Genomic DNA, 14,624 nt, shown 5'->3' with positions numbered 1-14,624 from the left:
CTAATCTTAACAAATAACACAATGAAAACAAGCAAATCCAATGACTTTTATGATACACTAAAAGCAGGGATATTTAAAATAATAGGAAAGAATGTAATCTCTAAAATGTTAACTTTTGAGATAGCAAATCTGGCTTATACCTTTTTCTTATGGAAAAAAAAGGATAGTGATATCAAACAATTTTCATATTACAAAAGTAATGGAATAAGGATATTACTATTAGTAGCAGTTTTTATGATTCTTATGGAAACTGCAATTGTACATTTACTGCTTGCAAGAAAAGGATATGATATGATAGCTTGGATACTCAGTATAATAAGTTTGTATTCAGCAATACAAATTTACAGCCATATAAAGGCAATGAAACTAAGACCTTTTGCACTACATAATAATAAACTTTTTATAAGGTATGGACTTTTTGGAGATGTTATAGTAAACACGGATGAGTTGGATCAAGTAGAGTTAACTAAAAAAGACCCTGTAGATACTAATGATAAAAGAACAGAAAGTCTTGCAATGGTTAAAGATATAGAAGGGCACAATATAGCATTGCATTTTACGAAAAAGCAACGAATTGAAAAACCCTTTGGGTTATCTAAAGATTGTGATATTCTTTTAATCAATCTAGATAATAGTGAAGAATTTGTAGAGACTTTAAATCAAATTAAATAAAGTTATACCATAAAAATAGTATTTAAAGAAGCTTATTAGAATATATAAATAAGCGCTATAAAAAATAAAAAATGAAAGAAAGAATCATTACAATAATAGTGTGTTTAGTTTTTTTAGCAAAGGGTTTTTCTCAAATGCCGTCACCTAAAGAAATTATACAAAAAGCAAACGATAAGGTTTTAGGCAAATACAGTCAAGCAGAGATTAAAATGACGATAATACGTCCTGATTGGAAAAGAGAAATGATAATGAAAAGTTGGTCAAGCGGACAAAAATATTCCCTTATACTAATAACATCCCCTGCCAGAGATAAGGGAACTTCATTTCTTAAAATTGATAAAGAAATGTGGGATTGGAGACCAAGTATAGAGCGAGTTATTAAAATGCCGCCATCAATGATGTCTCAAAGTTGGATGGGTTCGGATTTTACTAATGATGACCTTGCTAATACTTCTTCCAAAATTGATGATTATACTCATGAAATTTTAGGTGAGGAAATTATCGAAGGTAGAAAAACTTGGATTTTAGAATTAACTCCTAAAGAAGGAACAGCTATTGTTTGGGGGAAAATAAAGATATGGATTGATAAAGAAGAATATATACAGATGAAAACAGAGTTTTATGATGAAGATGAATACTTGATACAAATTAATACCGCAAAAAAAATAAAAAAAATAGGTGATAAAATGCTACCTTCAGTTATAGAGGTAATTCCAGCTGAAGAAAAAGGACATAAAACGAAAATAGAGTATGTGTCATTATCATTTGATGAACCAATATCTGATACGTTTTTTTCAATCCGAAATATGAAAAGACTTAGATAATCATATCATTTAAGATACTGTACATAAGTATTTCTAAAATATCTGATTACAAATTCTACTACTTACCGCTTGAAATAAGGATTATAACTTTTAATCCGGATAGGTAACTTTCTAAGGTTATTAATAAAAAGATACACAAATTAGCGATTTTAAGGATCAACCGATAATATTTTGGTAGATAATGAATTGCCAAAAATTAATAAATGAGAAAAAAAGTTTGCGTTGTAGGGGCGGGACCTTCAGGCCTAGTCACCATAAAAGAATTAGTTGAAAATAATATCGATGTAACCTGTTTTGAAGCTCAAGATACAATAGGAGGAGCATTCAGATCTGTTCAGAAAGGAGGAAGGTCCTATGATTCACTGGAATTAACAGTGTCAAATTATTTTATGGCATATTCAGATTTCATGCCTAATACTCATGAAAGTCGAAAGTATTGGAAAGTAAATGAATATAGAGCGTATCTGGATTCTTATGTTGAAAAACATGAATTGGATCAACATATATTGTTTTCGCACGAAATTACTTCAGCTAGTATGAGAGAATCGAAAGTCGAGGTTAAAGTGACTCACGCACAAAAAGAGTTTACGGAAATATTTGATTATATGATCATTTGTACAGGGAGTAATTTTACACCGAAATTTCCTGATTTTGAAGGAAAAGAGCGTTTTGAAGGTAAAATTATTCATTCTAGTGCCTATAAGAAAAGTGATGAATTTAAAGGAAAAAAAGTAGTGTGTGTGGGTTTAGGAGAATCCGGTGCAGATGTGGTACACGAAATTGGTCAGGTGACCTCATGTAAAGTCCTAGTTCCAGATTATCCTAATATTATAGCCAGATGGATAAGTGGACATACAAATGATGCTTATACCTCCTATTGTTTTTATGCAATGAAAAGAAAAGGTATAGATGCTTACATGAAGTTAAAAGCAAAATTTTACTTGAAATATGGAAGAAATGTGAAGGATTCTGATCGATTAATACAAGAATGGACATTAGGAAGAGAAAGCTTTATGGGTAAGTTTTTTACTAAAAATGACATCTTTGTTCAGGACGTAGTTAATGGAAAAGTTGAAATGATTAAAGATACAATAAAACTACTCACCAAAAATGAAGTCATAACGAAATCAGGTAAAAAAATAGAGGCAGATGTAATTTTATGTAACACTGGATATCAAACTTGTTTAAAAAAATACACGTTTGGAGAGTGTTTTATGGATCCAAGATCTCTGTTTAAGCAAATGATTCATCCAGAATTTGGTTCAAAATTGAGTATAATAGGGTGGGCAAGACCATCACAAGGAGGACTACCAGCTTGTTCCGAAATGCAGGCAAGGTATATGGCATTATTAATTTCCGGAAAAAAGGAGTTACCATCCAATAAACAGCTTAAAGAAGAAATCAAGCAAGATAAAGCCTATTATGATGGAATGTTTTATCATAGTAAAAGGTTAAGATCTCTTGTCAGCTACCATGATTTTATGATTACTATGGCAGAGCTTATAGGGTGTAAGCCTAAAATTTGGAATTGGAATGATTTAAAACTTACTCTTAAAATGTTTTTTGGATCTCACCTTCCTTATTTTTATAGAATTACAGATGTATACCATAAAGAGAATAGCATTAATCTAATAAAATCTTTGCCTATTGCCTATTCATTTAGAAGGTCCTTGGTAGTACTTCTATTCATATGTTTATACAATCCTCTTTTTTGGTTAATAGGATATAAACTACCCTCTTCAAAATTTTATAAGAACAATATAACTAAGAGTAAACCTTGGAAATTGGCAAGGCCATAAACTCTTTTCAAAATTATTATAACGGTATGCAATTTATATTAGCTCTACGCAATATTTGGAGAAACAAAAAACGTACTTTTCTTACTGTAGGTGCCATCGCTTTTGCTGTATTCCTATCTTCAATAATGAGCGCTTTTCAAAAAGGTGCTTGGGATAATATTATTGATAGTTCTGTGAGCCTTTTTGTAGGCTATGCGCAAATTCATAAAAAAGGATATTGGAAAGATAAAATTCTGAATAATGCTTTTGAGTATAACGGAAACATAAAAAAACTTGAAAAGAATATTACTAATTTAGATGAAGTTGTACCAAGAATTGAATCTTTTGCGCTGGCATCAGCTGGTGATATTACTCACGGAGTAAAGGTAATTGGAGTTGACCTTGAAAAGGAAAATAAGTTAACAGGAGTCAAAAATAAAATTATAACGGGAAATTATCTTTCTGATAAAGATGAGGTTATTATTGGTGAAGGAATATCAAAAAAGTTAAATCTAACAGTTGGTGACACTATTGTTCTTGTTTCTCAGGGATATCGAGGAGTAAGTGCAGCGGCAAAGTACCCTATATCAGGAATATTTAGGTACGCTATTCCTGAATTTAATAAGAGTTTGATCTTTTTTCCGATTCATACAGCTCAGGATTTTTTTGCGGCTCCCAACTTGGTCACTACGGTTGTGCTTAATCTGAAGGCAGAAAGTTTACCAGAAATTAAAGAAGAACTCCAAGCATCTATAAATTCCGAAGTATATGAAATTATGGATTACAAAGAGTTATTGCCAGAAATCATTCAGGCTAGAGCATTAGATGAAGCCAGTGGTTCCATTGTCCTTATTATACTTTATGGATTGATTGCTTTTACAATCTTTGGAACTATTTTGATGATTACCAAAGAGCGTAATTACGAATATGGAATATTAATTGCTGTAGGTATGAGAAGATGGAAACTTTTCTTGGTAACATTTTTGGAAACCATAATTCTAGGACTTCTTGGGGTATTGGTCGGCGTATTAATCGCTTTTCTGGTTGTCTATTATTTCTATTACAATCCTATTGATTTATCTATTTTAGAAAACGATGCAATGGTGGTTTATGAAAAATTCGCTATGAAGCCAGTGATACCGGTGGCTTTTGATCTAGATATATTTATAAACCAAGCATTAATGATTTTCACCATCACTTTAATATTAGGGATATATCCTCTTATTAAAATTTCCAAGATTGATCCATTACAAGCCATTCGTGCCTCATAGTAAACATCATTAAACTCTTTGTAGTATTTTATAATATTAGATTGCCTAAAACAACAAGAAATTTTCACAAAACAAAATCATCATTATGGTATCAAAAATAGCTTGGAAGAATATCTGGCGCTCACCATTGAGATCATGCGTTGTTATTATTGCCGTATTCTTTGGGGTATGGGCATTTATATTTTCTACTTCCTTTATCCTTGCAATTATAAAAGGTTATGTCGATAGCGCTGTGCGGTTTCAGACCTCACATTTTCAAATTCATCAGGAAAAATTCATTGAAGATGGAGAAGAAGAATATATGCTGTACCCAAACATAGAAAAAGATATAAAAAATATAACTGGTATAAAAGCTTTTGCAGGAAGGACAGTCATAAAAGGGATGATTCAGTCCAGTAGAGCAGTTAGCGGTATCGTAATTTGTGGGGTAAACCCAGAAAAAGAACAAAAACTTAATGCTTTTGAAGAATCAATTATCGATGGAAACTATTTTCAGAACGGTAAAAAAAATCAGATTTTGATTAGCCATAAAATGGCAGAAAAACTGAAAATTAAAGTGAGAAAAAAAATCGTATTGCAATTTAGAGATGTACACGATGAACTGATAGCTGGATCTTTTAGGGTAGCGGGAATCTTTAGAACAGAAAACGCAGTCACAGATGCGACAAAAGTATTTGTAAATCAAAAAGATATAAATAAATTATATGGAAAGGAAAATGTGATTCATGAGGTTGCTATTAAGCTTGATAATATTCAAGAAATTGAAGGTTTACAAAAAGAGATTCAAAACAATATTAAACAAAAAGGAGCAATTGTCAGAAACTATAAACAAATTGCTCCGGACATTGAATTGTACGAATCTCAGATTTACGTGAGTCTTGGTATCTTACTCGTTATTTTTATGCTTGCACTTGTTTTCGGAATTCTAAATACAATGATGATGGCAGTACTTGAGAGAACAAGAGAATTAGGTATTCTTATGGCAATTGGAATGAACAGAAATAAGATATTTAAGATGATTACATTAGAAACCATCTTATTGGGTCTTATAGGAGCTCCGCTAGGGTTATTTTTTGGCTGGCAGACTATTAATTACTATCACAAAAAAGGAATTGATCTTAGCGAATTCGGGAAAGGTGCAGAATGGTTCGGAGTAAAATCGATCATATACCCTGATCTTGAGTTAAAAGTATGTATTTTAATAATGATAGGAATATTTATTACAACTGTATTAGCGGCAATTTACCCTTCTTCAAAAGCTTCAAAGCTAAGACCAGTAGTTGCAATAAGAAAAATCTAAATATTAAAAATAGAAACACCAAAAAAATGAAAAATGTTCTGGAAGCAGTAAAATCTAATAAATCGACAGAAAAGAAAGAGCAAACGATTTCAATTATTAAAGCTCATAAAATCCACAAAATATATAATCCTAAAAAAATAGCAGTACATGCCTTGCAAGGTGTAGATCTAGAAATTAAAAAAGGTGAGTTTACAGCAATTGTAGGGCCTTCTGGTTCGGGAAAAACTACATTATTGAATATTATAGGAGGATTAGACAAACCTTCAAAAGGAGAGATTACCATAGCAGGAATCAATACTTTGAAATTATCAGAAAATCAAATGATCGATTTTAGAAAGAATCATATAGGTTTTGTATTTCAGGCGTATAACTTAATTCCAGTATTATCTGCATCAGAGAATATAGAATTTGTAATGATGCTTAAAAAGCAATCTAAAGTTCAACGTAATAATAGAGTTCAGGAATTATTAAAGGCGGTAGGATTAATTGACAAAAAAAATAAAAGACCTGGGGAATTATCAGGAGGACAGCAGCAACGTGTTGCAGTAGCAAGAGCATTGGCCTCTAAACCTGATTTTATTCTTGCCGATGAACCTACAGCAAATTTAGATTCAGTAGCTACAGCGGATTTATTAGATATGATGAAATTGCTTAATGAAGAAGGAATGACTTTTATATTCTCCACCCACGATCAAAGAGTAATTGATAGGGCTAATAGAGTAATAACTTTGGTGGATGGAAAGATCGTAAGTGATGAATGTAAATAAGTTAATTCTTTTAATAATATATATAATTGGAATTCAAGAAGTAACATCGCAAAACCTACAAACAAAACCTACAAATTGGAACTTATCTGGTTATACCAGATCTTTACAAGGACTCTATGGTATCGATTCTCCATCACTAGATAATAAACTTGTCCTGAATGACGCTTTCATACATTCTAGATTAAATTTTAAATATTATTTTACGGATAAAATAACTTTTAAAGCAGATTTACGCACTCGATTCTTTTTTGGTGAACTCTCCAAAAGTGATTTATTTCCAGAATTTAAAGCTAATTTAAGCGAATCAAGTAATGATATCTTAGATCTAGAACTAATTAATACTGGTGAAAACGCTGTATTGCATAGTGTTTTTGATCGATTGTACGGCGAGTATGTCCATAATGATCTTGAGATAAGAGCGGGGCGACAGCGTATTAACTGGGGAGTACATCCTATTTGGAATCCCAACGATATTTTTAATGCGTTTTCTGTAACTGATTTTGATTATTCAGAAAGACCTGGATCTGATGCAGTTAGGGTTGTGTATTATACAGGAGCTTCTAGTAGTTTAGAAATCGCGGTAAAAGCCTTTGACGATAGTGACAATATCGTAGCAGGATTTCTCTGGAAAACTAATAAATGGAATTATGACTTTCAATTTTTGGGAGGATGGGTAAATAATGATATAACCATAGGTGTTGGGTGGTCTGGTGCCATAAAAAAGATTGGTTTTAATGGAGAAGGAAGTTTTTTTAAAGCTACAGATGATAATAACAATAATAAAGATGTTCTTACAGGAACTTTGGGGTTTGATTATACTTTTAAAAATGGCTTTGCATTAGGTATTGGAGGTTTGTATAATGGTAATGAAACTGAAGGAGATAATTTGTTTGCTTTCGAACTAAGTGCTAAAAATCTATATCCTTATAAATGGACAACATACACTACTATTTCATATGCGTTTACTCCTATTTTAGCTGCAAATCTAACCACTTTATACTCTCCAGTAGAAAGTAATCCTCTTTTTATAAATCCTACTATAACCTATTCTTTGGCCCAAAATATAGATTTGGATTTAATAGGCCAGTTTGTATTTCAAAATTCAGAAGACTTAGGGTACTTTAGTCCGACACAGATAGGGTACTTGAGAATTACTTGGAACTTTTAGTTTTAAACCTATAACTGTGGAAAGTCTTTTCGGACAATAATCATCTTTTCCTTTGATATTTTTTTGTTTAATGCTAGATGACACCTATAAGTTTTATCAATTTTTAACGGTGTTAAAAACCAAAAATCCTGCTCCATAGAAGTTTCGTTGTTATTGATAATAAATGATTTAAGAGGAATACTTAACCCTTTGCCAATAGCTTTGATAACCGCTTCTTTGCTGGTCCAATATTTATAGAACTCATCCATTTTATTATTAGAAAGTAATAATCTGTTCCATTCTTCATCACACATCTGAGACTTAAAATCTAAATAATCTATTGGCTTCATTTCTTCAATGTCAATACCTACCTTGTGCATATCACTAAATACGCAGATGACATATTTCCCTGAATGCGAAATATTAAAATCCAATTCTCCTTTCACAAAAGGTCTTCCATAAGAATTCTGTTCAATGTGCATTAGGGGATCTTTGATTGAATTAAATATTTCAAAACCATTTTTTACTAATAATTTTCCTAGGATGGAAGCCTGCTGATCCTGCCATCTAATATATGCTTTAGCTTTTTGTTGCATTTCTAAAGGAAGTGATTGCAAGTAAGTGTCAAGTATTGAGTTATGAGAAGATTTGTATATTTCGGTATATAAAATCAAAATCATGTGATGGATAGTTTGAAAGCATAAAAAATATCGATTTTTAAATATAGAAAAACATTAGTATTTAAATAAATGTCAAAAACTATTTTTAAATTATCAAAATTTTTGATAATTAGTGATAAGGAAACTGTACTTTTTAATAAATGAAAGACGAAAAGAATCAAAAAAACAAAGACAATCGCCTCAGTAGTTTTGCACGGTTTACAGGTATGGCTTTTCAAATGGCTGCGGTTATTGGTATAGGTGTCTTTATTGGATTGTCGTTAGATAGTCAATATCCAAACAAATATAGAGCTTATACAATTGTTTTTTCACTTTTATTTGTATGTTTATCTATGTATCAGGCAATAAGACAACTAAATAAAAATAACAATAAAGAATAAGGATTAGATTATAAAAATACACGTAATTTGTGGTCAGAATGTCAAAAATAAACTATAGTGAAATCATTTTTTAGTAGCTTTTTAAAGTCATTGTTGGCTTTTTCTATTTTACTTTTTTCTATCCATAAACTTTTAGATTTATTTTTAATACAATCTATCGAATTCTATTATCCCACTTGGAGTGTACACTTATTTTTCTTCATAACTACATTATTAATCGTTTTGTTGGTCGTTTATGTAAAACAGGACTTTCCTGATAAGGCAGGGCTTGTTTTTTTAGGAGGTAGCTTTATGAAGATGATGTTATCTTTGTTTTTTTTAATCCCATTGATTAGAAATAAAGAGATGTTTAATCTAGTAAACATATTAGTTTTTTTTATACCCTATTTTATGTATTTGGCATTTGAGACTTTTATCGTTCTTAAGGTGATTAATAAAAAGGGGCTTTAAAAAATTGGTAAAAACAATAATAAAAAGTTGTTTTTACTTCAAAAAAAAAAGTCTACATCCGTTCTATAATAAAAAAGCCATTTTAGAATTTGTATTATTAATTAAAAACGTACATTTGCACGAAATTTAAGAGCAGTATATTTTTTTAGATAATGATATAAATTATGATGATCGCTAAGTCTATCAAAAATTTAATTCTAGTATTATTTCTTTCCATGCCTGTAATAGCAATGGCTAGTGATAAAAAAGAAGAAAAAGAAGGATTCAATGTTGTTGAAATGATCATGCATCATATTGCGGATTCACATGAATGGCATATTTATGGCGAAGGAGAAGATGCTCTTTCCATTCCACTGCCAGTTATTCTTTATACAGATAATGGAATTGTTTCTTTTTTATCAAGTGAGTTTCACCACGATGATGCTGGGAAGCTTATAGTTTCTAAGAAAGGAATGAATTTCGTTAAGTTACATGGTAAGATATATCAATTGAATTCTGATGCATCATCTGTAACATTTGATGAGGAGCATCACCCTACCAATGCGATTAAACCTTTAGATTTTTCTATTACTAAGAATGTGACATCTATGTTTATTTCTGTTTTTTTATTAGTAATAATTTTTTCTACAGTGGCAAGAAGTTATAAAAAATCTTTGGTTCCTTCCGGATTTACAGGTCTTATGGAGCCTCTAATTGTCTTTGTTAGAGATGATATCGCAAAATCTTTGATAAATGAGAAAAAATATCAAAAATACGTTCCTTATTTATTGACATTGTTTTTCTTTATATGGGTTAACAATTTATTAGGATTAATGCCTACAGGAGCTAACCTTACTGGAAACATAGCTACTACAATGGTGCTTGCAGTCCTAACCTTGTTGATTGTTAATTTTAGTGGAAATAAAAATTATTGGAAACATATTTTTTGGATGCCGGGAGTTCCCGCTCCAATGAAGTTGATTTTGGCTCCGATAGAGTTCGTAGGGATATTCACGAAACCATTCGCATTAATGATTCGTTTGTTTGCAAACATTACAGCAGGACATATCATTATATTGAGTTTAGTATCCTTAATTTTTATTTTTAAATGGGCTGGAACTCCATCGATGTTACTTGCTGTGTTTATTATGATTTTGGAATTTGTTGTTGCATTCGTGCAAGCATATATTTTTACATTTTTAACAGCACTGTTTATAGGAATGGCTGTAGAAGAAGATCATCATTAGAAAAGAAAATATTGGTTAAAAGTTTAATTTTTAAATTTTATTATTATGATTGGTAGTATTGCCGCATTAGGAGCTGGACTTGCAGTATTAGGAGTAGGTCTAGGTATCGGAAAAGTTGGTGGACAAGCTATGGAAGCTATGGCTAGACAACCAGAAGCCGCTGGAAAAATACAAACTGCAATGATTATTGCTGCTGTATTTATTGAAGGAGCTGGGATGTTTGGAATTGTAGTTTCTTTATTAGGCCTTGGAAACTAATAAAATCTAAGCTAATAACTCTTGTGGTGCGGTTGGTGCCACAAGAGTTATAATAGTACAATTTAAGAAAAATAAGAATTAAGAAATATGGATTTAATTACACCAGCGATTGGATTACTTTTTTGGGTTACTATTGCTTTTTTAGCTTTAGTAATAATCCTTAGAAAGTTTGCTTGGAAACCTATATTGGGTGCTGTAAAAGAAAGAGAAGAAGGAATTAAAACTGCATTAGAATCTGCTGAAGCGGCTAGAAAGGAAATGCAAAACCTTCAGGCTGATAATGAGCGTATCCTTAATGAAGCTCTTGCAGAAAGAGATGGAATGCTTAAAGAAGCAAGACAGCTTAAAGAGAATATGATTGCAGATGCAAAAGCTGAAGCACAGACAGAAGCTGATAAGATTGTTGCGCAAGCACAAGCTACTATAGAAAGTGAAAAGAAAGCTGCGATTGCTGATCTGAAAAGTCAGGTAGCCGGACTTTCTGTGGAGATAGCAGAAAAAGTAGTGAGAAAAGAATTAGCTGACAAAGACAAGCAACTAGCGTTGGTAGAGTCTATGTTAGGAGATGTTACCTTAAACTAATCATAAGATGAGTAGAGCAGCAATACGTTATGCTAAGGCAGTTTTGAGTTTAGCTCAAGATAAAAATGCTACTGAAGATGTTCAGAAAGATATGCAAAGTATTATCGCTACTATAGATAGTAGTGCTGAGCTCAAAATGGTATTGAATAGCCCTTTGATCAAAAGCGAAGTAAAGCTAGCTTCTTTGCATGAGATTTTCAAAAACACAGGAGATCTTACTCAAAAAGTTTTTGATACGCTAATTACAAATAAAAGAGTGAATCTATTAGACGATGTTGCTAAGCAATACATTGTTTTATTTGATGAGTTAAACAATACTCAAGTTGCCACAGTTACAACCGCTGTTCCTTTAGATAAAGGATTAAGTATTAAAGTAATGGCTAAAGTAAAAGAACTAACGGGTAATGAAGCTACTATAGAAAATGTTATCGATGAAAGTATCATTGGTGGATTTATTCTTAGGGTAGGAGATTTACAGTATAATGCTAGTATAGCTAATAAGCTAACAAGTTTAAAAAGAGAATTGAGTAATTAATAAATTACTTTAACAATAAAAATTTAATAATAAGAGAATGAGCATTTCGGCTCGTTTTTACAAACTATTATAAAATGGCAGAAGTGAATCCTGCTGAAGTATCAGCAATATTAAAACAACAATTATCTGGATTTGAAGCTACGGCTTCACTAGAAGAAGTAGGTACAGTATTACAAGTTGGTGATGGTATCGCCAGAGTATACGGATTGTCTAACGCTCAATATGGAGAGTTAGTAGAATTCGAATCTGGACTAGAAGGAATCGTACTGAATCTTGAAGAAGATAATGTTGGGGTAGTACTTTTAGGTTCTTCAACAGAAGTAAAAGAAGGTGTAACAGTTAAACGTACACAAAGAATTGCTTCCATCAATGTTGGAGAAGGAATCGTAGGTCGTGTAGTGGATACCTTAGGTAATCCAATAGACGGTAAAGGTGCGATTGAAGGTGAAACTTTCGAAATGCCATTAGAGCGTAAAGCTCCTGGTGTAGTTTTTCGTCAGCCGGTAACTGAACCATTACAAACTGGAATTAAATCTATTGATGCGATGGTACCAGTGGGTAGAGGACAACGTGAGTTGGTAATCGGTGACCGTCAGACTGGTAAAACAACCGTATGTATTGATACGATCCTGAACCAAAAAGAATTTTATGATGCTGGTGAGCCAGTTTACTGTATTTATGTAGCAATCGGACAGAAAGCTTCTACAGTAGCAGGTATTGCAAAAGTATTAGAAGATAAAGGAGCAATGGCGTATACAACAATAGTTGCGGCTAATGCTTCTGATCCTGCTCCAATGCAGGTATATGCTCCATTTGCAGGTGCTGCAATTGGTGAGTATTTCCGTGATACAGGTCGTCCAGCTTTGATTATCTATGATGATTTGTCTAAGCAAGCGGTAGCATACCGTGAGGTATCATTATTGTTACGTCGTCCACCAGGACGTGAAGCATATCCTGGAGATGTATTCTATCTTCACTCTAGATTATTAGAGCGTGCTGCAAAAGTAATTGCAGATGATAGTATTGCAAAGGATATGAATGACCTTCCAGATTCTTTAAAAGGTAAAGTAAAAGGTGGTGGATCATTAACTGCATTGCCAATTATCGAAACGCAGGCAGGTGATGTATCGGCATATATACCAACTAACGTAATTTCGATTACTGATGGTCAGATATTTTTAACTTCAGATTTATTTAACTCTGGTGTTCGTCCAGCAATTAACGTGGGTATCTCTGTATCTCGTGTAGGTGGATCCGCACAGATTAAATCAATGAAGAAAGTAGCAGGTACGTTAAAACTAGATCAAGCACAGTTCCGTGAATTAGAAGCATTTGCTAAGTTTGGTTCTGACCTTGATGCGGCTACTTTAAATGTTATCGAAAAAGGTAAGCGTAACGTAGAGATCTTAAAGCAAGCTCAGAATGATCCTTATACAGTAGAAGATCAGATTGCAATCATCTATGCTGGATCTAAGAACTTATTAAGAGACGTTCCGGTAAATAAAATCAAAGAATTCGAAAGTGACTTTATTGAGTATCTTAATGCAAAACATAGAGATACATTAGACACTTTGAAAGCTGGAAAATTAACAGATGAAGTAACAGACGTATTACTTTCAGCTTGTAAAGAGATTTCAGCAAAATATAAGTAGTATTGAGTACAGAGTATTAAGATTTTTAGTACTCTGTATTTTGTAAAAGTTATAATATTAGAAAAGTATTGTTTTAGAAAGTGTTAACTACTAACTACTCAATACTCAATACTAAGAAAAATGGCAAATTTAAAAGAATTACGTAGTAGAATTACCTCTGTATCCTCAACGATGCAAATTACCAGTGCCATGAAAATGGTATCGGCTGCAAAGTTGAATAAGGCACAGATGGCAATTACTGCTATGCGTCCTTACTCAGATAAACTTACTGAATTATTACAGAGTTTAAGCGCTTCTTTGGAAGGAGATAGTGCAAGCTCATTCTCTGAACAACGTGAGGTAAACAAAGTTTTAGTGGTGGCAATTGCTTCTAATCGTGGTTTGGCAGGTGCTTTTAATACGAACATTATCAAAGGTTCAAGAGAGCTATACGAAAATGTATATGCAGGGAAACAAGTTGATTTTGTTACTATCGGTAAGAAAGTAAATGATATTGTTTCTAAAACCCATACGGTCATTGCCAATAAGAGTGAAGTCTTTGATGATCTTACATTTGCTAATGTTGCAGATATTGCAGAAGAGCTAATGGAGTTGTTTATGAACGGTTCTTATGATAAAGTAGTCGTTGTATATAACAAATTTAAGAATGCTGCAACTCAGATAGTAACTACAGAGCAGTTTCTACCGATTGTGCCAGTAGAGGGTGAGAAAAGCGCTAATTTAGACTATATTTTTGAGCCATCTAAAGAAGAGATTGTAGAGCAATTGATTCCTAAGTCACTTAAAACACAATTATATAAGGCAATTCGCGATTCTTTTGCTTCAGAGCACGGAGCTCGTATGACAGCAATGCATAAAGCAACTGATAATGCTACAGAATTAAGAGATGCACTTAAGTTACAATATAACAAAGCAAGACAGGCTTCTATTACTAATGAGATCCTGGAGATCGTTGGTGGTGCGGAAGCGTTGAATAATTAAGAATATTTCAAAAATTACATATAAACCTCATACACATTGATGTATGAGGTTTTTTTGTTAAAAATATTTATAAAATTCTATGGTAACATTTTTATTAAAAAAGGCACTAAATAATATAGTA

General features: G+C 32.3%; 15 protein-coding genes. 14 read left to right on the top strand and 1 reads right to left on the bottom strand.

The window, feature by feature from the left end; translation table 11 throughout:
* Positions 1 to 21: 21 nt before the first annotated feature.
* The 7 genes from D1818_RS14160 to D1818_RS14130 all read left to right on the top strand — a co-directional run bounded on the left by D1818_RS14160 (position 22) and on the right by D1818_RS14130 (position 7,780).
* Positions 22 to 672, top strand: a complete 651-nt coding sequence (locus tag D1818_RS14160) for a hypothetical protein (protein ID WP_118459658.1) — start codon at positions 22 to 24, stop codon at positions 670 to 672.
* Positions 673 to 743: 71 nt separating this feature from the next.
* The gene (locus D1818_RS14155; protein WP_118459657.1) at positions 744 to 1,496 is read left to right on the top strand and encodes an outer membrane lipoprotein-sorting protein; all 753 of its coding nucleotides are present in this window, start codon (positions 744 to 746) and stop codon (positions 1,494 to 1,496) included.
* 203 nt (positions 1,497 to 1,699) lie between these two features.
* Positions 1,700 to 3,295: an NAD(P)/FAD-dependent oxidoreductase gene (locus tag D1818_RS14150; protein ID WP_118459656.1), complete on the top strand. Its 1,596-nt coding sequence runs from the start codon at positions 1,700 to 1,702 to the stop codon at positions 3,293 to 3,295.
* A 26-nt stretch (positions 3,296 to 3,321) separates the two neighbouring features.
* Positions 3,322 to 4,545, top strand: coding sequence for an FtsX-like permease family protein (locus tag D1818_RS14145; protein WP_118459655.1), 1,224 nt, complete (start codon positions 3,322 to 3,324; stop codon positions 4,543 to 4,545).
* Positions 4,546 to 4,630: 85 nt separating this feature from the next.
* Positions 4,631 to 5,845, top strand: coding sequence for an ABC transporter permease (locus tag D1818_RS14140; RefSeq protein WP_118459654.1), 1,215 nt, complete (start codon positions 4,631 to 4,633; stop codon positions 5,843 to 5,845).
* 26 nt (positions 5,846 to 5,871) lie between these two features.
* A complete protein-coding gene (locus D1818_RS14135) occupies positions 5,872 to 6,612 on the top strand; it encodes an ABC transporter ATP-binding protein (RefSeq protein ID WP_199726310.1) in 741 nt (246 codons plus the stop codon).
* The gene (locus D1818_RS14130) at positions 6,599 to 7,780 is read left to right on the top strand and encodes a hypothetical protein (protein ID WP_118459653.1); all 1,182 of its coding nucleotides are present in this window, start codon (positions 6,599 to 6,601) and stop codon (positions 7,778 to 7,780) included. The genes D1818_RS14135 and D1818_RS14130 overlap by 14 nt, the downstream gene beginning before the upstream one ends.
* Before the next feature lie 8 nt (positions 7,781 to 7,788).
* Here the strand turns inward: D1818_RS14130 and D1818_RS14125 are convergent, their stop codons facing one another.
* A complete protein-coding gene (locus D1818_RS14125; RefSeq protein ID WP_118459652.1) occupies positions 7,789 to 8,439 on the bottom strand; it encodes a 4'-phosphopantetheinyl transferase superfamily protein in 651 nt (216 codons plus the stop codon).
* A 140-nt stretch (positions 8,440 to 8,579) separates the two neighbouring features.
* On the opposite strand from D1818_RS14125, the gene D1818_RS14120 reads away from it, so the two are divergent.
* The 7 genes from D1818_RS14120 (at position 8,580) to atpG (ending at position 14,503) form a co-directional block, all read left to right on the top strand.
* Entirely contained in the window at positions 8,580 to 8,819 is a 240-nt protein-coding gene (locus D1818_RS14120) for an AtpZ/AtpI family protein (protein WP_118459651.1), read from the top strand.
* A 614-nt stretch (positions 8,820 to 9,433) separates the two neighbouring features.
* Positions 9,434 to 10,495, top strand: a complete 1,062-nt coding sequence (gene atpB / locus D1818_RS14110; protein ID WP_118459649.1) for a F0F1 ATP synthase subunit A — start codon at positions 9,434 to 9,436, stop codon at positions 10,493 to 10,495.
* Positions 10,496 to 10,540: 45 nt separating this feature from the next.
* The gene (atpE, locus tag D1818_RS14105) at positions 10,541 to 10,753 is read left to right on the top strand and encodes an ATP synthase F0 subunit C (RefSeq protein WP_118459648.1); all 213 of its coding nucleotides are present in this window, start codon (positions 10,541 to 10,543) and stop codon (positions 10,751 to 10,753) included.
* 87 nt (positions 10,754 to 10,840) lie between these two features.
* Entirely contained in the window at positions 10,841 to 11,335 is a 495-nt protein-coding gene (locus tag D1818_RS14100; RefSeq protein ID WP_118459647.1) for a F0F1 ATP synthase subunit B, read from the top strand.
* Positions 11,336 to 11,342: 7 nt separating this feature from the next.
* Positions 11,343 to 11,870: an ATP synthase F1 subunit delta gene (gene atpH, locus D1818_RS14095; protein ID WP_118459646.1), complete on the top strand. Its 528-nt coding sequence runs from the start codon at positions 11,343 to 11,345 to the stop codon at positions 11,868 to 11,870.
* A 74-nt stretch (positions 11,871 to 11,944) separates the two neighbouring features.
* On the top strand, positions 11,945 to 13,522 hold the full coding sequence (gene atpA / locus D1818_RS14090) for a F0F1 ATP synthase subunit alpha (RefSeq protein ID WP_118459645.1): 1,578 nt from the start codon (positions 11,945 to 11,947) through the stop codon (positions 13,520 to 13,522).
* Positions 13,523 to 13,642: 120 nt separating this feature from the next.
* A complete protein-coding gene (gene atpG / locus D1818_RS14085; RefSeq protein ID WP_118459644.1) occupies positions 13,643 to 14,503 on the top strand; it encodes an ATP synthase F1 subunit gamma in 861 nt (286 codons plus the stop codon).
* The last annotated feature ends 121 nt before the right edge of the window (positions 14,504 to 14,624 follow it).

The sequence above is a fragment of the Aquimarina sp. BL5 genome (assembly GCF_003443675.1).
In the GTDB taxonomy this organism is placed as follows: domain Bacteria; phylum Bacteroidota; class Bacteroidia; order Flavobacteriales; family Flavobacteriaceae; genus Aquimarina.
The sequence above is the reverse complement of the archived record's forward strand: the minus strand, read 5'-3'. Positions and strand labels throughout refer to the sequence as shown.